This is a genomic window from Pseudomonas sp. BNK-44-b, from assembly GCF_047456245.1.
Taxonomy (GTDB): domain Bacteria; phylum Pseudomonadota; class Gammaproteobacteria; order Pseudomonadales; family Pseudomonadaceae; genus Aquipseudomonas; species Aquipseudomonas machongensis.
The window spans coordinates 5,078,006-5,103,340 of record NZ_CP179908.1; the positions used below are offsets into that span (position 1 = coordinate 5,078,006).

The 25,335-nt window shown below is 64.0% G+C and carries 19 protein-coding genes; 5 read left to right on the forward strand and 14 right to left on the reverse strand.

Going from position 1 to position 25,335, the window contains the following annotated elements; translation table 11 throughout:
* Positions 1-30 precede the first annotated feature (30 nt).
* The 4 genes from ACMGGG_RS23040 to ACMGGG_RS23055 all read right to left on the reverse strand — a co-directional run bounded on the left by ACMGGG_RS23040 (position 31) and on the right by ACMGGG_RS23055 (position 5,323).
* Entirely contained in the window at positions 31-1,125 is a 1,095-nt protein-coding gene (locus ACMGGG_RS23040; protein ID WP_054925889.1) for a polyamine ABC transporter substrate-binding protein, read from the reverse strand.
* A 162-nt stretch (positions 1,126-1,287) separates the two neighbouring features.
* Positions 1,288-2,385 carry a polyamine ABC transporter substrate-binding protein gene (locus ACMGGG_RS23045; protein ID WP_063541740.1) on the reverse strand — a complete coding sequence of 366 codons (1,098 nt, stop codon included), beginning with the start codon at positions 2,383-2,385 and terminating at the stop codon, positions 1,288-1,290.
* Positions 2,386-2,554: 169 nt separating this feature from the next.
* On the reverse strand, positions 2,555-3,916 hold the full coding sequence (locus ACMGGG_RS23050; protein ID WP_054894986.1) for an aspartate aminotransferase family protein: 1,362 nt from the start codon (positions 3,914-3,916) through the stop codon (positions 2,555-2,557).
* Between the two features lie 48 nt (positions 3,917-3,964).
* The gene (locus tag ACMGGG_RS23055) at positions 3,965-5,323 is read right to left on the reverse strand and encodes a glutamine synthetase family protein (protein ID WP_054894987.1); all 1,359 of its coding nucleotides are present in this window, start codon (positions 5,321-5,323) and stop codon (positions 3,965-3,967) included.
* 668 nt (positions 5,324-5,991) lie between these two features.
* Here ACMGGG_RS23055 and ACMGGG_RS23060 point away from each other — a divergent pair.
* Positions 5,992-7,368, forward strand: coding sequence for a glutamine synthetase family protein (locus tag ACMGGG_RS23060; protein ID WP_054894988.1), 1,377 nt, complete (start codon positions 5,992-5,994; stop codon positions 7,366-7,368).
* 151 nt (positions 7,369-7,519) lie between these two features.
* On the opposite strand, the gene argA is transcribed toward ACMGGG_RS23060, so the two are convergent.
* Together argA and argE are read right to left on the reverse strand one after the other, a co-directional pair.
* Complete coding sequence (gene argA, locus ACMGGG_RS23065; protein WP_063541744.1) at positions 7,520-8,818, reverse strand: amino-acid N-acetyltransferase; 1,299 nt, start codon at positions 8,816-8,818, stop codon at positions 7,520-7,522.
* 268 nt (positions 8,819-9,086) lie between these two features.
* Positions 9,087-10,229, reverse strand: a complete 1,143-nt coding sequence (argE, locus tag ACMGGG_RS23070; RefSeq protein ID WP_054894990.1) for an acetylornithine deacetylase — start codon at positions 10,227-10,229, stop codon at positions 9,087-9,089.
* Between the two features lie 104 nt (positions 10,230-10,333).
* Between argE and ACMGGG_RS23075 the strand changes: the two genes are divergently transcribed.
* Positions 10,334-11,713 (forward strand): inorganic triphosphatase, encoded by a 1,380-nt coding sequence (locus tag ACMGGG_RS23075; protein WP_414154494.1) that lies wholly within the window; start codon positions 10,334-10,336, stop codon positions 11,711-11,713.
* A gap of 60 nt (positions 11,714-11,773) precedes the next feature.
* On the opposite strand, the gene ACMGGG_RS23080 is transcribed toward ACMGGG_RS23075, so the two are convergent.
* Positions 11,774-12,244: an Lrp/AsnC family transcriptional regulator gene (locus ACMGGG_RS23080; RefSeq protein ID WP_063541750.1), complete on the reverse strand. Its 471-nt coding sequence runs from the start codon at positions 12,242-12,244 to the stop codon at positions 11,774-11,776.
* Between the two features lie 126 nt (positions 12,245-12,370).
* Between ACMGGG_RS23080 and ACMGGG_RS23085 the strand changes: the two genes are divergently transcribed.
* The 3 genes from ACMGGG_RS23085 to ACMGGG_RS23095 all read left to right on the forward strand — a co-directional run bounded on the left by ACMGGG_RS23085 (position 12,371) and on the right by ACMGGG_RS23095 (position 14,884).
* Positions 12,371-12,697 (forward strand): hypothetical protein, encoded by a 327-nt coding sequence (locus ACMGGG_RS23085; RefSeq protein WP_065862344.1) that lies wholly within the window; start codon positions 12,371-12,373, stop codon positions 12,695-12,697.
* Between the two features lie 101 nt (positions 12,698-12,798).
* The gene (locus ACMGGG_RS23090) at positions 12,799-14,478 is read left to right on the forward strand and encodes a GspE/PulE family protein (RefSeq protein WP_414154495.1); all 1,680 of its coding nucleotides are present in this window, start codon (positions 12,799-12,801) and stop codon (positions 14,476-14,478) included.
* Between the two features lie 91 nt (positions 14,479-14,569).
* Positions 14,570-14,884 (forward strand): DUF2388 domain-containing protein, encoded by a 315-nt coding sequence (locus ACMGGG_RS23095; protein WP_414154496.1) that lies wholly within the window; start codon positions 14,570-14,572, stop codon positions 14,882-14,884.
* Between the two features lie 77 nt (positions 14,885-14,961).
* Here the strand turns inward: ACMGGG_RS23095 and gcvP are convergent, their stop codons facing one another.
* The 7 genes from gcvP to ACMGGG_RS23130 form a co-directional block, all read right to left on the reverse strand.
* Positions 14,962-17,835, reverse strand: a complete 2,874-nt coding sequence (gcvP, locus tag ACMGGG_RS23100) for an aminomethyl-transferring glycine dehydrogenase (RefSeq protein WP_414154497.1) — start codon at positions 17,833-17,835, stop codon at positions 14,962-14,964.
* A 116-nt stretch (positions 17,836-17,951) separates the two neighbouring features.
* Positions 17,952-19,928, reverse strand: a complete 1,977-nt coding sequence (locus ACMGGG_RS23105) for a methyl-accepting chemotaxis protein (protein WP_414154498.1) — start codon at positions 19,926-19,928, stop codon at positions 17,952-17,954.
* A 352-nt stretch (positions 19,929-20,280) separates the two neighbouring features.
* Positions 20,281-21,699: an efflux transporter outer membrane subunit gene (locus ACMGGG_RS23110; RefSeq protein ID WP_414154499.1), complete on the reverse strand. Its 1,419-nt coding sequence runs from the start codon at positions 21,697-21,699 to the stop codon at positions 20,281-20,283.
* Complete coding sequence (locus ACMGGG_RS23115; protein WP_063541762.1) at positions 21,696-22,571, reverse strand: HlyD family secretion protein; 876 nt, start codon at positions 22,569-22,571, stop codon at positions 21,696-21,698. Before ACMGGG_RS23115 ends, ACMGGG_RS23110 begins: the two co-directional genes overlap by 4 nt.
* Positions 22,568-22,780 carry a DUF1656 domain-containing protein gene (locus ACMGGG_RS23120; protein ID WP_054895000.1) on the reverse strand — a complete coding sequence of 71 codons (213 nt, stop codon included), beginning with the start codon at positions 22,778-22,780 and terminating at the stop codon, positions 22,568-22,570. The genes ACMGGG_RS23115 and ACMGGG_RS23120 overlap by 4 nt, the downstream gene beginning before the upstream one ends.
* Positions 22,777-24,864, reverse strand: a complete 2,088-nt coding sequence (locus ACMGGG_RS23125; protein WP_414154500.1) for an FUSC family protein — start codon at positions 24,862-24,864, stop codon at positions 22,777-22,779. Before ACMGGG_RS23125 ends, ACMGGG_RS23120 begins: the two co-directional genes overlap by 4 nt.
* Positions 24,861-25,304 carry a MarR family winged helix-turn-helix transcriptional regulator gene (locus ACMGGG_RS23130; RefSeq protein WP_063541766.1) on the reverse strand — a complete coding sequence of 148 codons (444 nt, stop codon included), beginning with the start codon at positions 25,302-25,304 and terminating at the stop codon, positions 24,861-24,863. Before ACMGGG_RS23130 ends, ACMGGG_RS23125 begins: the two co-directional genes overlap by 4 nt.
* Positions 25,305-25,335 lie beyond the last annotated feature (31 nt).

Consider the following 25,335-nt stretch of genomic DNA (forward strand, 5'->3'; position numbering starts at 1 on the left):
TGTGTGCAGGGCCGCGTCGGGTCTGGATTTTTACTTGCCCGACTTGACCTTGGTCCAGCTGCGGGTCATCAGACGTTGCACCTTGGGGGGCAACTCCGCGTTGACGAACATCTTGTCCAGCACTTCCTGCGATGGGTAAACCGCAGCGTCAGTTCTCACAGCCTGGTCCATCAGGTCGCCAGCCTTGGGGTTGGGGTTGGCATAACCGACGTAATCACTGACCTGGGCGATAACCTCAGGTTTCAGCAAATAGTTGATGAAGGCGTGGGCCTCTTTCACGTTCTTGGCGTCCTTGGGAATCGCCAGCACGTCGAACCAGAGGTTGCCGCCTTCCTTGGGAATGGCGTAGGCCAGGTTCACGCCCTTCTTGGCTTCTTCAGCACGGGCCTTGGCCTGGAATACATCGCCGGAGAAGCCTGCCGCGACGCAGATGTCGCCGTTGGCCAGGTCGGTGATGTACTTGGACGAGTGGAAGTAGGTCACGTACGGGCGTACCGCCAGCAGCTTCTTCTCGGCCTTGGCGTAATCCTTTGGATCGGTGCTGTTGGGGTTGAGCCCCATGTAGTTGAGCACCGCCGGGAGCATCTCGTCCGCCGAGTCGAGGAAGGCCACACCGCACTTGGAGAGCTTCTTCATGTTCTCGGGTTCGAACAGCACCGCCCAGGAGTCGATCTTGTCCACGCCCAGCGTGGCCTTGACCTTGTCGACGTTGTAGCCGATGCCGTTGGTGCCCCACAGGTAAGGCACGGCGTACTGGTTGCCCGGATCGTTCTTTTCCAGGCGCTTCATCAGCGCCGGGTCCAGGTTGGAATAATTGGGCAGCAGATGCTTGTCGAGCTTCTGGAACGCGCCCGCCTTGATCTGCTTGCCGAGGAAATGGTTGGACGGCACCACTACGTCATAGCCGGTGTTACCGGCCAGCAGCTTGCCTTCCAGGGTTTCGTTGGAGTCGAAGACATCCTGCACGGGCTTGATGCCCGTCTCTTTCTCGAAGTCCGCGAGCGTGGTCGGGCCGACATAGTCGGACCAGTTGTAGAAGTGCACCGTGGGCGCCGCTTGAACGCTGCAGGCCAGCGTCAGACCTGCTCCAGCCATCATGGCCTTGCGCAATACAGAAATAGACAAGTGGTTGGTCCTCACAATCAGAGCCTTCGGTGGCGGCTGGGAGCAGCCGTACACGCAAAACCGGCGCGCAACTTACCTGCGTGGCTGGGATGTCGCAATCGACAATCGAGGTTTATGCCCCCTGGGCCGGAAAACCCCGGCCCAGAGAGCCCCGCATCGGGCTTACTTGCCCGACTTGATCTTGGTCCAGCTACGGGTGATCAAACGCTGGGCGGCCGCTTCAGGAGCAGCGATCGCGTACAGCTGTTTCTTCACATCAGCCGGCGGATAGATGCTCGGGTCGCTGGTGATGTCCTTGTCGACGAACTGGGTCGCAGCCTTGTTGCCGTTCGGGAAGCGCACGGCGTTGGTGATCTCGGCCATGACTTCCGGTTGCAGCAGGAAGTTCATGAACTGGTAGGCGGCATCTTTATGCTCGGCATCTTTCGGGATGGCGACCATGTCGTAGAAGGTACCAGCGCCTTCTTTCGGAATGATGTAGTCCAGCTTGACCTTGTCGCCGGCTTCGTGGGCGCGGGCCTTGGACTGCTCCAGGTCGCCCGAGTAGCCGACGGCCACGCAGATGTTGCCGTTGGCCAGGTCGCCGATGTACTTGGAGGAGTGGAAGTAGGTGATCGAAGGACGGATCTTCAGGAACAGGTCCTCGGCCGCCTTCAGGTCTTCCTTGGTGGTGCTGTCGGTCGGCTTGCCCAGGTAATGCAGCGCGGCCGGAAGCATTTCGGTCGGCGCATCGAGGAAGCTCACGCCGCAGCTCTTGAGCTTGGCGATGTTCTCCGGCTTGAACACGGCGTCCCACGAATCGATCTTGTCCACGCCCAGCGCGGCCTTGACCTTGGCCGGGTTGTAGCCGATGCCGATGGAGCCCCACATGTACGGGAAGGCGTACTTGTTGCCTTTGTCGCTGGCGTCGCCAACGGCCTTGAGCAGGTCTTCGTCGAGGTTCTTCCAGTTCGGCAGCTTGGAGCGGTCGAGCTCCTCGTAAACGCCGGCCTTGATCTGCTTGGCCAGGAAGTTGTTGGACGGCACGACGATGTCGTAGCCCGACTTGCCTGCCAGCAGCTTGGCTTCCAGGGTTTCGTTGCTGTCGAAGACGTCGTACTTGACCTTGATGCCGGTCTGCTTCTCGAACTTGGCGATGGTGTCCGGAGCGATGTAGTCCGACCAGTTGTAGACGTTCAGCACCTTGTCTTCAGCGTGAACAGCAGTGGCCATGGCACCCATCAGGGCGGCGGCCAGCAACGTCTTGCCCATTTTCTTCATGCGTTATGCTCCAGAATTTTTTTAGTAGCCATCTGTTCAGCTGCCAGGTCCCGTGGTGCAAGCGCTGGACGACTGAAACAACCGCTAGTCTGGCAAGTTACAAGGCGCTGTTTCAAGGAAAGCAGGGCCTTGTAACGACTTAATGTCACATCGCTAGCCTAGCAAACGCCTATCGAATCGCTTCCAGGGTCAGATCCAGGCACTTGCGCGCCTTTTCCACCAGTTCGTCCACTTCTTCGCGGCTTATTACCAGCGGCGGCGCGATGATCATGGTGTCGCCCACTGCGCGCATGATCAGGCCGTTGTCGAAACAGAAGTTGCGGCAAACCATGCCCACGCCCTTGCCTTCGTAACGGCTGCGGGTCGCCTTGTCCTTGACCAGCTCGATTGCGCCGAGCAGGCCCAGGCCGCGTACCTCGCCCACCAGCGGGTGGTCTTGCAGTTCGCGAAGACGTTTTTGCAAGTACGGTGCCACTTCCGTGCGTGCGCGCTCGACGATCTTCTCGTCACGCAGGATGCGCAGGTTTTCCAACCCCACCGCCGCTGCCACCGGGTGGCCGGAGTAGGTGAAGCCGTGGTTGAAATCGCCACCTTCGCTGAGCACCTTGGCCACCTTGTCACGCACGATCACACCGCCCATGGGGATGTAACCGGAGGTCAGGCCCTTGGCGATGGTCATCAGGTCAGGCTTGAGGTCGTAATAATCGGAGCCGAACCACTCGCCGGTACGGCCAAAGCCGCAGATCACTTCGTCGGCGACGAACAGGATGTCGTAGCGGGCGAGGATCTCCTTGATCTTCGGCCAGTAAGTCTCGGGTGGAATGATCACCCCGCCGGCGCCCTGGATCGGCTCGGCGATGAACGCAGCGACGTTGTCTTCGCCGACCTCCAGAATTTTCTTCTCCAACTGCTCGGCAGCCCACACCCCGAACTCATCCGGGGTCATGTCGCCGCCCTCGCCGAACCAGTACGGCTGCGGGATGTGCACGATACCCGGGATCGGCAAGCCGCCCTGCTCGTGCATGCCGCTCATACCGCCAAGGCTGGCGCCAGCGACGGTGGAGCCGTGGTAGCCATTGACCCGGCCGATGAGCGTCTGCTTGTTCGGCTTGCCCTTGAGCGCCCAGTAGTGGCGAACCATGCGCAGCACGGTGTCGTTGCCCTCGGAGCCGGAGCCGGTGAAGAACACATGGCTCATGCCTTCGGGTGCCACGTCGGTAATGGCCTTGGCCAGTTCCAGTGCCGGCGGATGCGCGGTCTGGAAGAACAGGTTGTAGTAAGGCAGCTCGCGCATCTGCTTCTCTGCCGCCTGGACCAGTTCTTCGCGACCATAGCCGACCGCCACGCACCACAGGCCGGCCATGCCATCGAGGATCTTGTGCCCCTCGCTGTCCCACAAATGCACACCCTGGGCCTTGGTGATGATGCGCGGCCCCTTCGCCTTCAGTTGCTTATAGTCGCTGAAGGGTGCCAGGTGGTGCTCGCCGCTCAGGTTTTGCCATTCACGGGTTTGCGGGTTGTTGACGCTCATCTGCTTCTCCACTATCCGATGGCCGCGGTGGGGCGGCCCCAGGGTTGATCACACGGCAAACAGCAGGAACTCACGCTCCCAGGAACTGATGACGCGCTTGAAGTTTTCATGCTCTGCGCGCTTGGTGGCGACGTAGCCGGTAATGAACTTCTTGCCCAGGTACTGCACAAGCGACCGGCTGTTCTCCATACGCTCCAGGGCGTCCTCGATGGTCAGCGGCAGGCGCAGGTTGCGCCGCTCATAGCCACGGCCCTGGACTGGCGCGCTGGCCTCGATGCCCTCGACCATGCCGATGAAGCCACACAGCAGGCTCGCGGCGATGGCCAGGTAGGGGTTGGCGTCGGCGCCCGGCAGGCGGTTTTCCACGCGGCGGTTCTGCGGGCCGGCATCCGGTACGCGCAGGCCGACGGTACGGTTCTCTTCGCCCCACTCCACGTTTACGGGTGCCGAGGTGTCCGGCAGGAAGCGGCGGAACGAGTTGACGTTCGGTGCGAACAGCGGCAACGCCTCGGGAATGAGTTTCTGCAGGCCGCCGATGTGATGCAGGAACAGCGTGCTCATGCTGCCGTCTTCATTGGAGAAGATGTTCTTGCCGGTGGCGATGTCGATCACGCTCTGGTGCAGGTGCATGGCGCTGCCGGGCTCGCCGGTCATGGGCTTGGCCATGAAGGTCGCGGCCACGTTGTGCTTGAGCGCGGCCTCGCGCATGGTGCGTTTGAACACCAGGATCTGGTCGGCCAAGTGCAGCGCGTCGCCGTGACGGAAGTTGATCTCCATCTGCGCCGTGCCGTCTTCGTGGATCAAGGTGTCGAGGTCCAACTGCTGCAGTTCGCACCAGTCATAGACGTCTTCGAACAGCGGGTCGAATTCGTTGGCGGCCTCGATGGAGAACGACTGGCGTCCGGTTTCCGGACGACCAGAGCGACCCACCGGTGGTTGCAGCGGGAAGTCCGGGTCTTCGCTGCGCTTGGTCAGGTAGAACTCCATTTCTGGCGCGACGATCGGCTGCCAGCCCTTGTCGGCATAGAGCTTGAGTACCTTCTTGAGGACGTTGCGCGGCGACAGTTCGACCGGATTGCCCTTCTTGTCATAGGTGTCGTGGATCACCTGGGCGGTCGGCTCGATGGCCCAGGGCACCAGGAACACCGCGTCCTGGTCGGGGCGGCAGATCATGTCGATGTCGGCCGGATCGAGCAGGTCGTAATAGATGTCGTCGTCGACGTAGTCGCCAGTCACAGTTTGCAACAAAACGCTTTCGGGCAGGCGCATGCCCTTTTCGGCGATGAATTTGTTGGTCGGCGAGATCTTGCCACGGGTGATGCCGGTCAGGTCGCTGATCAGGCATTCGACTTCGGTGATCTTGTGCTCTTTCAACCAATCGGTGAGCTGGTCGAGGTTGTTACTCATAAATACCTCAGGAGGTCATTTGACCCAGCCCCAGCGGGGCGGGCGCTACTGACGCCTGGCGTCGGTCAATGTCGGCGCATTCGGCGCGGCAGGGCCTGGCAAGGCCCACGCATTGATTCTGGATGGAGTACGTTGCCAAAGCAAAAACCCATGCGCAGGACGGCAGCCGATCCACGCGCAAAACGCGTGTCGATCTCGAAAGCAAAGGGCAGGAAGGAAGAAAAGCGTGCAGTAAACTGCTACGGGGCGAGGGCTGACTGTGCCGGTCGTCAATTATTGCGGCCAGTCTGCTCCTGGGATGGGCCAGGCGCGCGAGGGCCTTTCGGCAAGCGGTGAAAATACCTGACTGCACAGCGCAGGCGGCGCTTTCAGGTCGCGACTGGCGGACCATGTGACCCTCGTATTATTACTGTTATGGGTTGCGACCGAGCTTAGCCTCGTTCATTTTTTTTCACAACACCTCCGTAAAAAATAAAATACGCCACTATCGCCGTAGCCCTTTCCTACAGATTTAGCGGATAATGGCATGCCCTTATATGCAGCAAATCCGCCGTTGATGTGCCATTTCAGGGCATCAGGAGGTTGGCTTGACATCAGTTTGTCTTTTCGATTGACTGGGTCTGCAAGCCCCCCTTGATTGATATTTTTAACAACAAAGGTGTTGCATCATGTCGGTACCCCCGCGTGCCGTTCAGCTTAACGAAGCGAACGCGTTCCTTAAGGAACATCCTGAGGTTCTCTACGTTGACCTTCTGATTGCAGATATGAATGGTGTGGTTCGTGGCAAGCGTATCGAACGCACGAGCCTTCACAAGGTTTACGAGAAAGGCATCAACCTGCCCGCCTCCCTCTTCGCCCTGGATATCAACGGTTCGACCGTCGAAAGCACGGGCCTTGGCCTGGACATCGGCGACGCCGACCGCATCTGCTACCCGATCCCTGGCACCCTCTCCAACGAACCTTGGCAGAAGCGCCCGACCGCGCAGCTGCTGATGACCATGCACGAAATCGAAGGCGAGCCGTTCTTCGCCGACCCGCGTGAAGTGTTGCGCCAGGTGGTGAGCAAGTTCACCGACATGGGCCTGACCATTTGCGCCGCATTCGAGCTGGAGTTCTACCTCATCGACCAGGAGAACGTGAACGGCCGTCCGCAGCCGCCGCGCTCGCCGATCTCGGGCAAGCGTCCACAGTCGACCCAGGTCTACCTGATCGACGACCTGGACGAGTATGCCGACTGCCTGCAGGACATCCTCGAAGGCGCGAAGGAGCAGGGCATCCCGGCCGACGCGATCGTCAAGGAAAGCGCCCCGGCGCAGTTCGAGGTCAACCTGCACCACGTGCCTGATCCGCTGAAAGCCTGTGACTACGCAGTGCTGCTCAAGCGCCTGATCAAGAACATCGCCTACGACCATGAAATGGACACCACCTTCATGGCCAAGCCCTACCCGGGCCAGGCTGGCAATGGCCTGCATGTACACATCTCCGTGCTGGACAAAGATGGCAACAACATCTTCACCAGCGAGGATCCCGAGCAGAACGCCGCGCTTCGTCACGCTGTCGGCGGTGTGCTCGAGACCCTGCCCGCATCGATGGCGTTCCTCTGCCCGAACGTCAATTCGTACCGCCGTTTCGGCGCGCAGTTCTACGTACCGAACGCGCCGAGCTGGGGCCTGGACAACCGCACCGTGGCCCTGCGCGTGCCAACCGGCTCGCCGGACGCCGTGCGCATCGAGCACCGCGTGGCCGGTGCCGACGCCAACCCGTACCTGATGATGGCGGCGGTCCTGGCTGGTGTGCACCACGGCCTGACCAACAAGATCGAGCCGGGTGAGCCGATCGAAGGCAATTCCTACGAGCAGTTGGAACAGAGCCTGCCGAACAACCTGCGCGATGCCCTGCGCGAGCTGGACGACAGCGAGATCCTGAACAAGTACATCGATCCGAAGTACATCGACATTTTCGTCGCGTGCAAGGAGAGCGAGCTGGAGGAGTTCGAACACTCGATCTCCGACCTCGAGTACAACTGGTATCTGCATACCGTGTAAACGAAAACGCCGCCCTCAAGGGCGGCGTTTTTCATTGAGGTTCGCGGTGTCTGCTTCGCGGGTAAACCCGCTCCCACAGGCATCCGCTGGTCTCACAGTCGGAGGGGTGCCTGTGGAAGCGGGCTTGTCCCGCGATAGGGCCGGTACTGACCTACAACGATTTCTCGAAAATCTTCGAATTGCGCTGGTAGTTGTACAGCGAAGCCCGCGCCGCCGGCAGCCGTTCCACGCCACTGGGCTGGAATCCGCGCTCGCGGAACCAGTGCGCCGTACGCGTCGTCAGCACGAACAGGGTATTGAGGCCCAACTGCCGTGCACGGGTCTCGATACGCTCGAGCAGGTCATCACCCCGGCCCCCATGCCGGTATTCCGGATTCACCGCCAGGCACGCCAGCTCGCCCGCCTCGGACTCGGCAATCGGATACAACGCCGCACAGGCGATGATCATGCCGTCACGCTCCACCACACTGAACTGCTCGATTTCCCGCTCCAGCACCTCGCGCGAACGGCGCACGAGAATGCCCTGCTCTTCCAGTGGGCTGATCAGCTCGAGCAGGCCGCCGACATCCTCGATGGTCGCCTCGCGGACGATCTCGAACTGCTCCTGGGCTACCAGCGTGCCACCGCCGTCGCGGGTGAACAGCTCGGTGAGCAGCGCACCATCCTCGGCGTAGCTGACGATATGGCTGCGCGCTACCCCACCCTTGCAGGCCTCGGCGGCGGCATCGAGCAGCTCGCCCTGATAGTCGCTGCCCAGGCGTTGCAGGTGCGCCGGAACCTGCTGCGGCCGCAGCTCACGCACCAGCTTGCCTTTGTCGTCCAGCAGGCCCGGCTCGGCGCCGAACAACAGCAATTTGTCAGCGCCCAGTTCGATGGCGGCACGGGTGGCGACGTCTTCGCAGGCCAGGTTGAAGATCTCGCCGGTCGGCGAATAGCCCAGAGGCGACAACAGCACGATGGAGCGCTCGTCGAGCAGGCGGCTGATGCCCTTGCGATCGATGCGTCGTACCTCGCCGGTGTGGTGGTAGTCGACCCCCTCCAGCACGCCGATCGGCCGTGCAGTCACCAGGTTGCCGCAGGCCACACGCAGGCGCGAGCCCTGCATGGGCGATGCGGCGATATCCATCGACAGGCGCGCTTCGATGGCCAGGCGCAGGGCGCCGACGGCGTCGATCACGCACTCCAGGGTCGCGGCGTCGGTGATGCGCAGGCCGTGATGGTAATGCGGGGTCAGGCCGCGGGCAGCCAGCCGGCTTTCGATCTGCGGGCGCGAGCCGTGGACCAGTACCAGACGCACGCCCAGGCTGTGCAGCAGCACCAGGTCGTGGACGATATTGCCGAAGTTGGGGTGATCGACACCATCGCCGGGGAGCATGACCACGAAGGTGCAGTCGCGATGGGCATTGATGTACGGGGAGGCATGACGCAGCCAGTTGACGTATTCGGGCATGACAGGGCCTGTGGATAAGTGAACGAGACGGGTGAAGGCGCACAACGTTCGAAAGTCATCGTCGGAACAGGCTTGCGGTCACGCGCGGTCTCCTCTAGGCAGGAACGATTCAGGTCAGTGGACGTTTAGGCTCTGCACGAAAAGCCTTGATACTCGGTGATGCTGCGTTGAAAACAGCCTCGGAATGCTCATTTACAACCCGTAAACTCCGCTTCCTCGGCTGTTTTCGCCTTGCCTGACCTTCGTCTCAAGACTTTTCATACAGACCCTAGCTCAGGCAATAGTGCCGGACAAGATCACGCAATAGACGCACGGTAGGCTCGATTCGTGACATTTCAAGGTACTCGCCCGGCTGATGGGCGCAAGCGATGTCGCCGGGGCCGAGCACGATGGTCTGGCAACCCAGCTGTTGAAGATAAGGCGCTTCGGTGCCAAAGGCCACCGCTTCGGCACGATGGCCGGTCAGACGTTCGGCCAATTGCACCAGCTCGGCGTCGGCGTCCTGCTCGAACGGTGGCACCTCGGGGAACAGCGGCGCATAGTCGATGCGCACTTCATGGCGCTCGGCCACAGGTTTGAGCTTGGCCCGGATAGCCGCACGCAGTTGCTCCACGTCCATCCCTGGCAACGGGCGCAGGTCGAACTCCAGGGCGCACTGGCCACAGATGCGATTGGGGTTGTCGCCGCCGTGGATGCAGCCGAAGTTCATCGTCGGCGTGGGCACGGTGAATTGCGGATTGCGGTAGGTCTGCTGCCACTGCTGGCGCAGGCCCATGAGTTCGCCCATCACCGCGTGCATGGCCTCCAGGGCACTGTGGCCCAGGCTTGGATCCGACGAATGGCCGCTGCGCCCGAGAATATCGATGCGGTCCATGAGGATGCCCTTGTGCATGCGGATAGGCTTCAGCCCAGTGGGTTCGCCGATCACCGCCGCCCGGCCCAGCGGCTGTCCCGCTTCGGCCAGGGCGCGAGCGCCCGACATCGAGCTTTCTTCATCGCAGGTGGCGAGGATCAGCAGCGGTTGCTTGAAGTCGTGCTCCAGCAGCGGGATCACCGCCTCGATCACCAAGGCGAAGAAGCCCTTCATGTCGCAACTGCCCAGCCCTACCCAGCGGCCATCCACTTCGGTGAGCTTCAACGGGTCGCTGCTCCACAACTGTGGATCGAACGGCACCGTATCGCTGTGGCCGGCCAGCACCAGGCCGCCCGGGCCGGTACCGCGGCTGGCGAGCAGGTTGAACTTGCCTGGAGTGACCTCCTGGACCTCGCAACGGAAACCCAGATCGCCCAGCCAGTTGGCGAGCAGGTCGATGACCTGGCGGTTGGACTGGTCCAGTGCGGCCTGGGTGCAGCTGACCGAGGGGGCGGCGATCAGGGCGGCGAACTGGTCTTTGAGCGATGGCAACGGCATGCACGGACTCCTCGTAAAGCATGGCGGTCATCATAGCAATGCCGTCCCTTGGCAGGGCAACTCCTGTAGACTCTCCGGCAACCACGCCTTCCTTCGAGCCAGCGATGCACAAAGAAACCGAACTCAAGCTCCGCGCCAGCCGCGAGACCCTTGCCGCCCTGCGCGAGCACCCCTTGCTGAAGAAGCGCAACAAGTCCGGCTGGCAGACCCGCGAACTGCTCAACCAGTACTTCGACACCCCCGACCGCGAGCTCTCTGCAGCCCGCGTCGCCCTGCGCCTGCGCCGCGACGGCGAGGTCATCATCCAGACCCTCAAGTGCCGTGGGCAGAGCGTTGCCGGCCTGTCCGAGCGCAACGAGTACGAGTGGTACCTGGACAAGGTCAAGCTGGACCTGAAGAAACTCGACGCCAGCTGCTGGCCCGAGCAATTGGCCGAGCTGGACAAGAAGACCATCAAGCCATTGTTCACCACCGATTTCACCCGCGAATACGCCGAGATCTCCTGGGGTCGCGGCAAGGCCAAGGTGGTGATCGAAGCCGCGCTCGACCAAGGCTTCGTCATTGCCGGCAAACGCAAGGAAGAAATCTGCGAGCTCGAGCTGGAGCTGCGTGAAGGCGCCCCTGAAGCCCTGCTGGAGCTGGCTGCCGAGCTCTCCGCCACGCTGGCCCTGATGCCCTGCGACATCAGCAAGGCCGAGCGCGGTTACCGCCTGCTCGAGCCAGATAGCTACGAGTTGAGCCTGCCACACACCGAGCTGGACGCCGAAATGGCCGTGGATGACGCCTACGCCGCGCTCGCCTGGCAACTGCTGGGCAGCAGCCAGCGCCTGGCAGAACAGTACCGTCATAACGGCCACTGGCGCCTGCTGCAGGAATGGGTGCAGTGCCTGGCAGAGCTGCGCGCCCTCACCAGCAGCCTGGGCCAGGCCGCGCCACGAGCTACCACCCGTGACCTGCGTGCCCGCCTCGACGCCCTGCTCGAAGACTGGCGCCCGCTGGTACAGGCCGGCAACGATGACGAAGACATCCGCCGCGCCGCGCCCGAGCAGTTCGCCGAAGAGCTGGAAGACACCCGCTGGGGCCAGTTCTCCCTGGAAACCTCGCGCTGGCTGCTGGCGCGCGCCTGGACCGTGGAGCGCAAGGGCCGCGGCGAGCGCCAGGGCAAGGCGCAACTGGCCAGCTGGCTGCACCACCAACTGGGTGAAGAAGGCCGCGCGCTGAAACTGCCGCTGTACACCCAGCGCCCAGAGGATCTGGGTGAGCAGTTGCCGCGCATCGAGCAGTTGCTGACCTGGCTGCACCACGCCCGCCAGGTGCTGGAAGTGCCGCAACTGGACCGCCTGTACGGCGATCTGAAGAAGCTGCACGAACTGGCCGAGCAGCCGCTGGCCGAAGAGCAGTCGGACGCGCTGTTCGAAGCCCGCATCGAGCAGGCTCGCGCCATCGACCAGAGCCGCGCCTGGAAACACCTACTCAAGGTGTAATCGCGCGTCGGCTTCTTCGCCGGTAAATCGGGGCACCGACCCGGTTTACCTGCGAAGGCCTCACCTCGATAGCGGCAGGCAGGTAGTGGACTTGATCTCCGAGAGCGCCACGATCGAATTCACTTCCTGTATCCCCGGTACGTTCGACAGCTTCTCGAAGAAGAACCGCTCGTAGGCCTCGATGTCCGAGGTGACGATACGCAGCAGGAAGTCGACCGCCCCCATCAGCACATAACATTCCAGTACTTCCGGAAAGCCGCGGATCGCCTCGGTGAACTCGGTAAAGTTCGAACGTCCGTGGGCGTTGAGTTTCACCTCGGCGAATATCTGCGTGTTCAGACCGACCTTCTTACGGTCCAGCAAGGTGACCTGGGCGCGAATCACCCCTTCATCCTTCAGGCGCTGTATCCGACGCCAGCACGGCGACTGCGACAGCCCGACACGTTCGGCGATCTGCGCGCTGGACAGCGACGCATCCTCCTGCAGCAGTTCAAGGATGCGCCTGTCGTAGGCATCCAGCTCGCTTTGCATGATCAATTCTCCAAACGCCACAGATACGACGATTATTATTCGCCTAACTACCAAAAAAGGGGAATCATAGCGAAGAAATGCCGGTTTCGACCTGCGACAATTTCTCCACATCGAAGGAGACGCTCCATGAATGCACTCGAACGGCACACCCCCCAGCCCCGTAGCGACGCCTGGGCCGCCAGCGCCCTGCATGGCGAGGTCCGCTACCGCCTCGACATCGAGGCCGAGCCGGACAGCTTGTGCCGGGTACTCAATCTCTTCGCCCTGCAATTCCTCACGCCACACAGCGTGCAGGTGTGCCAGCGCGACGACCTGCTGGAGCTGGAGATCGGTATCGACGGCCTCAGCTGGCACCGCGCCGGGGTGATTGCGCAGAAGATGCGTAACCTGGTGTGTGTCGGCGAGGTCTTTCTGGAAAGCGTGCCGAAACTGTCTGAGGTAGCGGCGGGCTGACGTCTGCCCCGCAAGATTCGGAAACGCCTTCGCCAAGGCACTGCCCCGCTCTGCAGCTACCCTTGCCTGGGCCTCTCAGCAGCCTCGGCAAGGACGCCGCCATGCACAACCCTCACGATCACAGCCTCGACCTCAAACGCCTCCTCGACACGCTGCTCGCCGAACATCGCCTGGCCCCCGGCGATGCCCTGCGTGCACTCGAACACGCCGCCAGCCAGCCCGGCCACCCGCTCGAAGTCCTCGCCAGCCTGGCCCTGAGCGACTGCCTGCGCCCCGGTCATACCCTGGACCTCGACACCCTGTGCCAATGGCTCGCAGAAAGGGTCGGCCAACCCTTTCTGCGCCTGGACCCGTTGCAGGTCGATCTGGCTCGCGTCGCCGGCCTGATCTCGCCCGCTTTCGCCCAGCGCCACGGCATCCTCGCCGTGGCGCTGGATGCGACCGGCATTACCGTGGCCAGCGCACAGCCCTACCAACGCGAGTGGGAAGCCGACCTGAGCCGCAGCCTAGGCCAGCCGATTCGCCGGGTGCTGGCCAGCCCTGTGCAACTGCGCCAGCTCGGCGACACGTTCCAGCGCCTGTCGCGATCCGTGCAGGGCGCCCACCAGCAACAGCGCGCAAGCCTGGGCGAACTTGAGCAGCTCCTGGAGCTTGGTGGGCGCAGCACCGCCATCAGCGCCGATGATGCGCACATCGTGCATATCGTCGATTGGCTGCTGCAGTACGCCATCGAGCAGCGTGCCAGCGATATCCATCTCGAACCACACCACGACGAAGGTCGCTTGCGCTACCGCATCGACGGCCTGCTGCATACGGTCTACCAGTTTCCCGCGGGCGTGGTCCTGGCGCTGGTCAGCCGCCTCAAGCACCTCGGGCGAATGGATGTCGCCGAGAAGCGCCGTCCACAGGATGGACGCCTGAAAAGCCGCCTGCCCGGCAGCGCGCAGGTCGAGCTGCGTCTGTCGACCCTGCCGACACCGTTCGGCGAAAAGCTGGTATTGCGCCTCTTCGATCCCGAACAACTGCACGAAGACCTGGAGCGCCTGGGGCTCGAAGGTGCCTTGCTGGAGCAGTGGCACGCGCTGTTGGCAAAGCGCCAGGGCATCATCCTGCTCACCGGCCCCACCGGCTCGGGCAAGACCAGCATGCTCTACGCCAGCCTGAAGCACCTGGCCACGCCAGAGGTCAACCTGTGCACCATCGAAGATCCGATCGAGCGCCTGGAGCCCGGCTTCAATCAGTTGCAAGTCCAGCCCGGCCTCGACCTCGGCTTTGCCAACGGCGTGCGCGCGCTGCTGCGCCAGGACCCGGACATCATCATGATCGGCGAGATACGCGACCGCGAAACCGCCCAGGTGGCGGTCCAGGCGGCGTTGACCGGACACCTGGTGCTATCGACCCTGCACACCAACGACGCTTGCAGCGCCATTACTCGCCTGCAGGAGCTGGGTGTGGCCGATTACCTGATAAAGGCCACGTTGATCGGCGTGATGGCCCAGCGTCTGGCACGCACCTTCTGCAGCGCCTGCAAGGGACGTCCCGGCACTCGTGAAACGGCATGTCGCCAGTGTCGCGGTACTGGTTACCAAGGGCGCACGGGGCTATTCGAACTGCTCGTGCTGGACAACGCCCTGCGAACTCGGATCGGCCCGGACAGCGACCTTGCCAGCCTGCGCCAGCAGGCTCTGGCCCAGGGCATGCGCGACCTGCGCCACTGCGGTGAAGACAGGGTGGCTCGGGGCATGACCAGCCTCGCGGAAGTCCTTCGGGTATGTGCCTGAGCGCCCGGCATACGCAGCGTGCAAAGGAACTTGCGGCCCGCGCGACGATCCAAACTCGCATCCCCCGCCCTCATCGTTCGAGGTAATTCACATGCGTTTCAAAACCGCCATTGCGGCTGCTGCCCTGCTGTCCCTGCCGATCGGCTCCGCCATGGCCGACGGCTTCTGGCGCAACGTCATTTCGTCCGGTGCGACCACCGGTTCGACCTACCTGACGTTCAAAGACCACAAACTGGTCGCGGCCGCTCAGGACGATGCCGGCAGCTTCGTGGCAAGCGAAGGTTCGATCCGCGGCCCGTACCTGGAGGCGGCGATGCGTCAGGTGCGCGCCGACAACCCTGGCGTCCAGGCCAGCGACATGGAACTGGCCAACGCGATCCTGGCCCATAATCTCACCGCTCAGTAACCTGCATTCGACGCCCGCTGCGGGAGCGGGCTGCGCGAGCAGACCCGCGCAGCACCGCCTCCACAGCAGGCCCGGATTCAGCGATACGCGTCCACCGGCACGCAAGCACAGAACAGATTGCGATCGCCGTACACGTTGTCCACCCGATTCACCGCCGGCCAGTACTTGTGCAAGCGCACATGCGCACTGGGCGCGACCGCCTGCTCCAGGCTATAAGGCCGACTCCAGGGTGCCAGCACATCGGCCAGCGTGTGCGGCGCATGCTTGAGCGGATTGTCCTCCGCTGGCCAATTCCCCTCCTGCACCTGGGCAATCTCGTCACGGATCGCCAACATCGCCTCGACAAAGCGATCCAGTTCCGCCTTCGACTCACTCTCGGTCGGCTCGACCATCAGCGTGCCCGGCACCGGGAACGACATGGTCGGCGCGTGGAAGCCATAGTCCATCAGACGCTTTGCCACGTCCTCCTCGGTGATCCCGGTCTGCGCCTTGAGCGGACGCAGGTCGAGGATGCATTCATGGGCTACGCGCTGGTTACGCCCGCGATAGAGCACCGGAAAGGCCCCCGCCAGGCGGTTGGCGAGGTAGTTGGCGCTGAGGATCGCCACCTCGCTGGCATCGGCGAGCTGTGGCCCCATCAGGGCGATGTACATCCAGCTGATCGGCAAGATACTGGCACTGCCCCAGGGCGCTGCGCTGATGGCGCTATTGTTCGGGTCCAGGCCCGGTACCGGCACCACCGGGTGGCTGGCGACGAAGGGCTTCAGGTGTGCCCGCACCCCGATCGGCCCCATGCCCGGCCCACCACCGCCATGGGGGATGCAGAAGGTCTTGTGCAGGTTCATGTGCGAGACGTCGGCACCGATATCCGCCGGACGCGCCAGGCCCACCTGGGCGTTGAGGTTGGCGCCGTCCATGTACACCTGCCCGCCCTGTTGATGGACCACCTCGCAGATTTCGCGAATGCCCTCCTCGTACACCCCATGGGTCGAGGGGTAGGTGATCATCAGGCACGACAATCGATCCCCGGCTTGGCGCGCCTTGGCCTTGAGATCATCGAGGTCGACGTTGCCCGCCTCGTCGCAGTCGACGATCACTACCTCCATTCCCGCCATCTGCGCCGAGGCCGGGTTGGTGCCATGGGCCGACGACGGAATCAGGCACAGGGTGCGCTGGGGTTGATGGCGGCTGCGGTGATAGCGGGTGATGGCCATCAGCCCGGCATATTCACCCTGGGCGCCGGAGTTGGGCTGCATGCAGATCGCATCGAAACCGGTGATCGCGCACAGCCAGCCCTCCAGCTCGTCGATCATCGCCTTGTAGCCCTGCACCTGTGCAGCCGGTGCAAAGGGATGCAGCAGGGCAAAGCCAGGCCAGGTGATGGGAATCATCTCGCTGGTGGCGTTGAGTTTCATGGTGCACGAGCCCAGCGGGATCATCGACTGGTTCAGCGCCAGGTCCTTGTTCTCCAGCTGCTTGAGGTAACGCAGCATCTCGGTTTCGCTGTGGTGCAGGTTGAACACCGGATGTTCGAGCAGCGGCGTGCTGCGTAGCAGAGTGTCCGGCACTGCCGGGGGCAGGGGCTGCTGATCGAGGGTGGCGACATCCAGCCCGTGGTCGACACCGAGGAAGATGTCGAACAGTTTGAGCACCGTCGCTTCGTCACAGGTCTCGTCCAGGCTCACGCCCAGATGCCCGCGCCCTAGAATGCGCAGGTTGATGCGTGCTTCTTCGGCACTTTCGATGATCGCGGCCTGGGTGCCGCCGACGTCGAGGGTGAGGGTGTCGAAGAAGTGCTGATTGAGGCGCTTGATGCCCTTGGACTGCAGCCCGGCCGCCAGGATCTGGGTCAGGCGCTGCACACGCTGGGCAATGCGCCGCAGGCCTTCGGGGCCATGGTAGACGGCGTAGAAACCGGCGATATTGGCCAGCAGTACCTGGGCGGTACAGATGTTGGAATTGGCCTTCTCGCGGCGGATGTGTTGCTCGCGGGTCTGCAGGGCCATGCGCAGGGCGGTGTTGCCGCGGGCATCGCGGGACACGCCGATGATGCGTCCGGGCATCGCCCGCTTGTAGTCGTCACGGCAGGCGAAATACGCCGCATGAGGTCCGCCATAGCCCATCGGCACACCGAAGCGCTGGCTCGAGCCGAGCACTACGTCGGCCCCGGTTTCGCCAGGCGGCGTCAGCACCACCAGGCTCAACAGGTCGGCGGCAACGCAGGCCAGCGCCTGCTGGCCATGCAACTGCTCGATCAACGGCCGCAGGTCGCGGACCTCGCCATGGGTGTCGGGGTACTGCAGCAGCGCACCGAATACTTGATGCTTGCCCAGGTTCTCCAGCGAATCGACGATCAGCTCGAAGCCGAAACCTTCGGCACGGGTTCGCAAGACCGAGAGCGTCTGGGGGTGGCAGTGTTCGTCGGCGAAGAACGCATTGCTCTTGCTGCGTGCGACCCGCTTGGCCAAGGCCATGGCCTCGGCGGCGGCCGTCGCCTCATCGAGCAGCGAGGCGTTGGCCAGCGGCAGGCCGCTGAGGTCGATGATCATCTGCTGGAAATTGAGCAGCGCCTCGAGGCGGCCTTGGGCTATCTCCGGCTGATACGGTGTGTAGGCGGTGTACCAGCCGGGGTTTTCCAGCACGTTGCGCAGGATGACGGTTGGCGTGACGGTACCGTGATAGCCCATGCCGATCAGGCTGGTCCACACCTGGTTCTGCCCGGCGTATCCGGCCAGTCTGGCCAGGGCTGCCTGCTCGTCGAGGGCCGGGGGCAGGTCAAGCGGGCGACCGAAACGGATACCTGGCGGGACGGTCTGCTCGATCAGGGCATCGCGACTGGCGACCCCCAGGGCCGCGAGCATGGCGCTCTGTTCGCGGGCATCCGGGCCCAGATGACGCTGCAGAAAAGGGTTGGGTACTTGCAGTTGCAGCAGGGATGGCGACTGGGACATGGCGATCTTCTCTTCCTGGACCAGTTCTCGTGGAGACTTACAAGTCTAGGAAGGGATCGACGACAGTGCGGAAAAACTTGCGTACAGGGCTGCATTGCAGCCCTGTTCAGATCAGATCACCCCCCTACCCGGAAGCGATCCACTTCCTGGCGCAACTGCCCGGCCAGGCCCTCGAGCTCCTTGGCCGTGGCCGCCAGCTCATTGGCCACGTCGTGCTGCTCGCTGTTGGCCTGGGCGATGCTCTGCAGGTTACGGCTGAGCAGGTTCGCGGTGCTGCTCTGCTCCTGGGTCGCAGTGCTGATGGCGGTGAACTGCTCGCCCGCCGCGCGGCTCTGCTCGTCGATGCGCGCCAGTGCCTCGGCGACCTTTTCGTTGCGTTCCAGGCCTTCCTGCATCAGGCGATTGCCCTGCTCCAGGGTGCTGATCGCATGCCCGGTCTGCTGCTGGATACTGGCGATCATTCCGGAAATTTCATCGGTGGCCTGGCGGGTTCTCGCCGCCAGGCCACGTACTTCGTCGGCAACCACGGCGAAGCCACGGCCCTGCTCGCCAGCGCGGGCCGCCTCGATGGCGGCGTTGAGCGCCAGCAGGTTGGTCTGCTCGGCAATCGCGGTGATGACCCCGACGATGCCGCCGATTTCCTGCGAACGCGCGCCCAGGCTGTCCATCACTGTGGCGGTGCCACCCAGCGCTTCGGCGATCTGCTTGAGCGAGACGGACGCCTGGTCCATGGCGCTGCGGCCGATGCGCGTCTGCTGGGCATTGTCCTGGGCCATGCGCTCGGTGCCGGCCATGTTCTCGGCGATGTTCATCGAGGTGGCGCTGAACTCCTCGACGGCGCCAGCCATGCTGGTGATCTCGCCTGACTGCTGCTCCATGCCCTCGCAGGCACCGGACGAAAGCCCGGCCAGGGAGCGCGAGCGCGCGCTGACCTGCTCGGAAGCACTGCGAATGTGCTCGACCATGGTCGCCAGGGCATCCCCCATCTGGTTGAAGCTGCGCGCCAACTGGCCGATCTCGTCTTCGCTGGTCACCGCCAGGCGTGCACTGAGGTCACCCGCGCCCAGGGCTTCGGCCTGGCGCACCAGGTCGTCCAGTGGGCGAAGCTTGCGCCGCAGCAGCCAGAGCGTGGCGAGCACGGCCAGGACCATCGCCAGCAGGCTGCCGATCGCCAGGCGTAGGCCGACACTCCAGGTCACGTCGCGAATTTCCGCCTCGGGCATGCTCGCCACCACGGTCCACGGCCCCTCGGCAAAGGGCTCGACCACGCTGAACAGTTGCTGCTGGCCGTTGGTCCAGAAGCGGCCTTTGTCGCCCAGGCCGGCCACAGCGGTAACCGCAGCCTGCGCATCGGCCACGCCGGCAGGCGGCACCAGCCACTGCCCCTGGTTGTCGAGCAGCGCCAGCGAGCCGGTCTGGCCGATGCGGAAGCGCTTGAGATTGGCGAACTGAGCGTTCTGCGCATCGGTGTAGTCGAAACCGACGAACAGCACGGCGATCACCCGGCCGCTGGCATCGCTCACCGGCACGTAACGGGTCATGTAGTTACGGTCGAACAGCACCGCACGCCCTACATACATCTGCCCGGCGAGCAGCTTGCTGTAGGCCGGGTGCTGGCGGTCCAGCTGGGTGCCAATGGCCCGGCTGCCGTCCTGTTTCTTGAGGTTGGTGGTGATGCGCACGAAGTCGTCGCCGCTGCGCACGAACAGCGTCGCGATGCCGGCGGTCATCTGCTGGAATTCATCGACTACCCGAAAGTCGTTGTTCATCAGCTGATCGCCCAGGTACAGGGCAGGCGTGGCCTGGCCGGCCACCTGCACGGTCTCGCCGGCATGCAGCGACAGGCCCGAGGCGAAGCGGCGCTCGAACAGGCCACTCAGGCGCTGGGTGTTGTCCTTGAGCGAGCCGTGGAAGGTGTCGAGCTGGTCGGCCAGCAGCCGCGCTTCACTGGCCAGGTGTTGCTGGCGGGTGGCGAGGTTGGCGTCGTCCAGCGAGCGCAGGGCGAACAGGGTACTGCCGGTGATCACCAGCGCCAGCACGATGGCGAGGGCGACGCCGAGTTGCGAGGCAATCCGGGCACGGGGTCGAGACATGGCGAAGCTCCTGGCAAGAGGCCGGGATCATCCTGATCACGCTGACCACCCGCTTTATTATTGAACGGGAAATCGCGCCCTCTTCCGGGACGCTGGTGCTAGTAGATCGGCGTCGCGGAGGAATACTTGAGTGTCGGACCGGGAAATACGCAAACGTTTTCCACGCGATGTGATCGTGGCGTCTGCTTCGCGGGCAAGCCCGCTCCAGAGATAGCGCAGACCTTGTGGGGCGGCGGTTCGGCGCTCCGATTTACCCGCGAAAAAGACACCGCGCTGCCTGGCACGGGCTACGCCCGTGTTCGCGGGACAAGCCCGCTCCTACAGGCCCACGAATACCACGACGCGGTGCCACTCACTGCACCGCTGTCGCCTTCCAGCCGCCACCCAAGGCCAGGAACACACCAATCTGCCCCATCGCCACCTGGGTATTGGCGGCCGCCAATTGCGCACGCACGTCGGTATAGGCGCGGGTCGCCTGCAGGTCGGCAAGGAATGACTCACGCCCGGCCTCATAGCGGCGATGGGTCTGGTCGGCCGCTTCCTGCGCCGAGCGCTCGGCATCGGCCAGTGCATCGCGACGGTCCAGCAAGGCGCTGTACTGCGCCAGGCGGGTCTGGGTTTCGCGGATGGCGTTGAGCACCACGCCATCGAAATGCGCCAGCGCGGCCTGGGTCGAGGCTTCGGCTTCGCGAATCCGGGCACGGGTGCCGTTGGTGGGGATGGCCCAGCTGATCTGCGGGCCAATGCCCCAGCGGTTGGTCGAAGGCTCGCCGAGGTTTTCAAGAATGCCGATGGTGCCGACCTGGGCGCCAATGCTGATGTTCGGATACAGGGCGCCGGTGGCCACGCCAATGGTCGCAGTGGCAGCCGCCAGTTGGCGCTCGGCCTGACGCACGTCGGGACGGCGCTTGAGCAGCGCCGCGCCATCGCCCACCGGAATCAGTTGGGCCAGATGCGGCAGCTCGGCGCACTCGGCGGTGCCCGGCGGCAACTGGTCGACCGGTTTGGCCAGCAATGCGGCGAGGGTATAGAGCCCGGCCTCGCGCTCGGCCTTGAAGCGCGGCAACTCGGCGCGCAACGACTTGAACTGGGTTTGCGAGCGGGTAACGAGGGTCTCGTCGCCACGGCCAGCATCACGCAGGCGCTGGTTCAACTGCACGCTTTGCTGCTGCAGGTCGAGCGATTCGCGGGCGATGTGGTATTCCTCATTGGCCGAGCACACCTGGGTGTAGGCCTTGACCACATCGGCCACCAGGGTGATGCGCGCGGTGTCGGCGGCGGCCTGCACCGCGTCGGCATTGGCCTTGGCAGCTTCGGTGCCGCGCTTGAAGGTACCCCACAGGTCGAACTGGTACGAGGCGCTGAGAATCGCCTCGCCGATGTTGGCCACCGGGACTTTTTCCGGCAGCAGGAAAGCTTCGCCAGACTCCTGCAGGCGCTGGGCGCCGGCCTTAGCGCCGCCGCTGAAGCCCCCCTGCGACTCGGCGACGTCGACCTGCGCGCGAGCCTTGGCGATGTTCGCCGCCGCCACGCGCAGCTCGGTATTGGCGCTCAACGCCTGGCGCACCAGCGCATTGAGACGCGGGTCCTGGTACAACTGCCACCAGTCATCCGGCACCGGCGCCGACACCACGCTCGCGGCATCCTGGCGCAACGGGCCGTTCAGGTCGCTGCGCTGCACCGCGGCATCCTCGGGTACCTGGTAATCGGGACCGACCATGGCGCAGGCCCCCAGCGACAGCGCCAGCCCTGCAAGCATCAGGCGTTTCATGGCCGCTGGCCCTCGATGATCGACACCGTGGCAGTACGCCCGGCGATCATGCGGAAATCTGCCGGCACCTCATCGAAGGCGATACGCACCGGGATCCGCTGGGCCAGGCGCACCCAGCTGAACGCCGGGTTGACGTTAGGCAGCAGGTTGGCGCCACTGACGCGGTCACGGTCCTCGATCCCTGCCGACAGGCTTTCGACATGGCCGCGCAGGCGTGTGTCATCGCCCATCACGCGGATGTCCACGGCATCACCAACATGGATGCCACTGAGCTTGGTTTCCTCGAAGTAGCCATCGACATGGTACGAGGCGCTGTCGACCACAGACAGCACCGGTCGGCCCGCAGTGACGAACTCATGGGCCCGCGGAGCGCGGTCGTTGAGGTAGCCGTCCACCGGGCTGCGCACCACCGAACGGTCGAGGTTGAGCTGGGCGGTATCGACCGCCACCTGCGCCTCGCTCACCGCCGAGCGGGCACGAGCCTCGCGCGACTGGCTCTCTTCGAGCTGCTCGGCCGCCACCAGGTTGCCCAGCTTGCGATTGCGCCGGGTTTCGCGGGCGGCCTGGGCCAGGGTTTCCTCGCGCTCGGCCAGGGTCGCCCGGGCCTGGCGCAAGGCCAGGCCAAAGCGGTCCTGATCGATGGTGAACAGCACGTCACCACGCTTGACCACCTGGTTGTCGCGCACCTCGACCTTCTGGATCAGCCCGGACACATCCGGGGCGATCTGGATCACGTCGGCGCGGATATGGCCGTCGCGGGTCCAGGGCGCGAACATGTAATACACGACCATCTGCCAGACCAGCACGGCCGCGAAGGTCACCACCAGCAATGTCAGGACCACACGGCCCAAGGTCAACAACGGTTTTTTCATGGCAGCATCAGGCTTCGGCAAAAGTGATCCACCGCACCCAGCAGTACGGCGTAGAGAGCAACGTTGAACAACGCCCGGTGCCAGACCAGGCGGTAGAAATGCAGGCGCACCAGCACAGCGTGCACGCCCAGGAACAGCAGGTAGGTGGCAAACATCATCACCAGCAGCGTGGGCAGGAACACCCCGCTGATATCCAGTTCACCGATCACAGCGGCGCTCCGTCGATTCCAGGTGGCAGTTGCGGTTGTTCGACCGGCTCGAGCATCACCTCGACGCCCGGCAACAGCGCCAGACGCAAGCCGGCCAGGGCATGCAGCAGGTGAACGCGGGGCTCGCCGCGCTCGTTCAGCTCGTCCAGTGCCAACGCCAGGCGTGCCCGCTCCATGTTGCGCAGCAGCGCTGCAGGTGCGTGCAGGCGCTCGCCGGCGCGCAGGCAGCTCGAGTAGTGACCGCCGACTTCCTCGATGACCGTCTGCAAGCGCTGGCGGGCCTGCTGGCTGACACGCGGCATGTAGGCCAGCAGGTCGAGCAGGTTCAGGCCCACACGCAGGTCGCGCAGGGCAACGCCGCTGTCCTGACCGGTCTGCGACAGGCGCGGCAGATGCTGCATCAGGCGGTCGAGCATCTGCACGCCGACCTTGCGCTGTTCAGCCAAGGTCGCAGGCTCGGTCATCTCGACGATGTCGCGCCAGGCGAAGCGGGTCATGCGCTTGGCGGCCAGCTCCACACCGAACGGGCGCACCACCAGGGTCCAGATGAAGGCGAACAGCAGCCCCACCGGGCCTGCCAGGTTGGCGTTGAGGAAGGTGAAGAAGTCGGCGTCGTAGGCGCCCTGGATGCTGATGAAGGTCGAGGTGTTGACGATGGTCAGCAGGGTGCCGAGGTAGAAACGCGGCTGCACGGTGAGGGTGCCGACCACGATGAAGGGTACGGCGAATGCCAGCACCAGCATCGGGAAGTCGTGCAGGTTCGGCAGCACCAGGAACAGGTAGACGCTGGAGAAGATCACCGACATCAGCGTCCAGAAGAAAAAGCGGTAGATCTGCGGCGCCGGATCATCCATCGCCGCAAAGAAGCTGCAGGCCACGGCGGCGAGGATCACGGCACTGGCGCCGTCGTTCCATCCCAGGCCGATCCACAGGCCACAGGCGACGACGATCGCGGTGACGGTGGAGAACACCGAATACAGCATCAGGCCGCGATCGAAGAATGGCGTCAGGCGGCCCAGCCGCCAATGACGGTAGACCGCACGCCAGGGCTTGGTGTCGTCCAGGCGCAGGGCATGCTGTAGGGTGCAGCAATCCTGCCAGAGATCGAGCCATTCGCTGAGGCGGTAGAGGGCGTTGGACAGCAGCAGGGCATGGCGCTGATCGAGCGCATCGGCGTGCGGTTGCAGGCGAGCGATCTGCTCGTGCAGCGCGGTCCAGCGCGCGACCGAAGCGCTGTCGGCGGTGCCCTTGAGCCACTCTCGGGCCGATGCCAGCAGCGGCTGGACTTGTGCGAACTGCTCCGGCGCGCGACCTTCGAGCGCGACCAGCGCATCATCAAGGGCATCGGTCACCGGCAGCAGGTGGATCATGCGGCCGCGCAGTTCCCGGGCGTTCTTCACGGTGTGCGGGCCGGCGCCTTCGTGGCCGAGCTGGCCGATCATCAGCTCCAGGCTGTTGAAAGTGGCAACCATCGAGCCGCGCAGGCCCGCGACCTTTCCGGCGTCAGTGTCTCGGCTCAGGTACAGATCGCTGTAGCGGATCGCCTCGCCAAACCAGGTGCCCGTGGCGCCCACCACCACCGGCGCCAGGCGACGCGGCCAGAAGATCGCACCCACCACCGCGGCGCAGACGATGCCAAGGCAGATTTCCTGCGCCCGCGACGAGGCGACATCGAACACCGCGAGCGGGTTGTCGACCACGGCCAGGGCGATCATCGGCAAGGTGTAGCCGGCCAGCATCAGCATGTAATTGTTGGCCGTGCGCAGGTTCAGCGAGAGGAACAGCAAGGTGCCGGTCCACAGGGCGATGGCGATGCTCAGCAACAACGGTGACTGCACCAGCGGCGGCACCAGCAGCACCGCGCCGGCAGCACCGAGCAGCGTGCCGACTGCGCGGTACAAGGCCTTGGAACTGGTGGGGCCGACGAAGGGGCTGGACACGATATAGACCGTGGCCATCGCCCAGTAAGGGCGCGGCAGTTGCATCAGCAAGGCGATGTACAGGGCAAGCATAGACGCGGCGAAGGTACGCACGCCGTAGAACCAGTCGCGCGCCGGCGGTACCGAACTGAAGAAGCCGTTCACACCGGCGCCCCCTGTGCAGCGACTTCGAAGGCGTGGATGACCCGCAGGGTGGCTTCCAGGTCGGCGGCCGAGATACCGTGCAGCACCTCGCGGCGCAGACGTACCAGCTCGCGCTCGATGGATTCGGCCAGGGTGCGGCCTTCGGCGGTCAGGCTCAGCGCCTTGGCACGTCGGTCGAGCGGATCCTCGGTGCGGCACACCAGCCCGGCCTTGCACAGTTGGTCGAGCAGACGCACCAGCGACGGGCTTTCCAGGCCCGCGGCCTGGGCCACGGCCACCTGGTGCACACCATCGCCCAGGCGCACGATCATCAGCAACGGCACCGCACAGGCTTCGGAGATGCCATAGCCGGTCAGTGCCGCATGGCAGATGCGCCGCCAGTGGCGACCGGCAACGACCATGCCGCTGCTGACTTTCAGGTGCAGTGCGTCGAGTGTCATGTGGAAGAACCGAGGATATTCATAGTTTGCT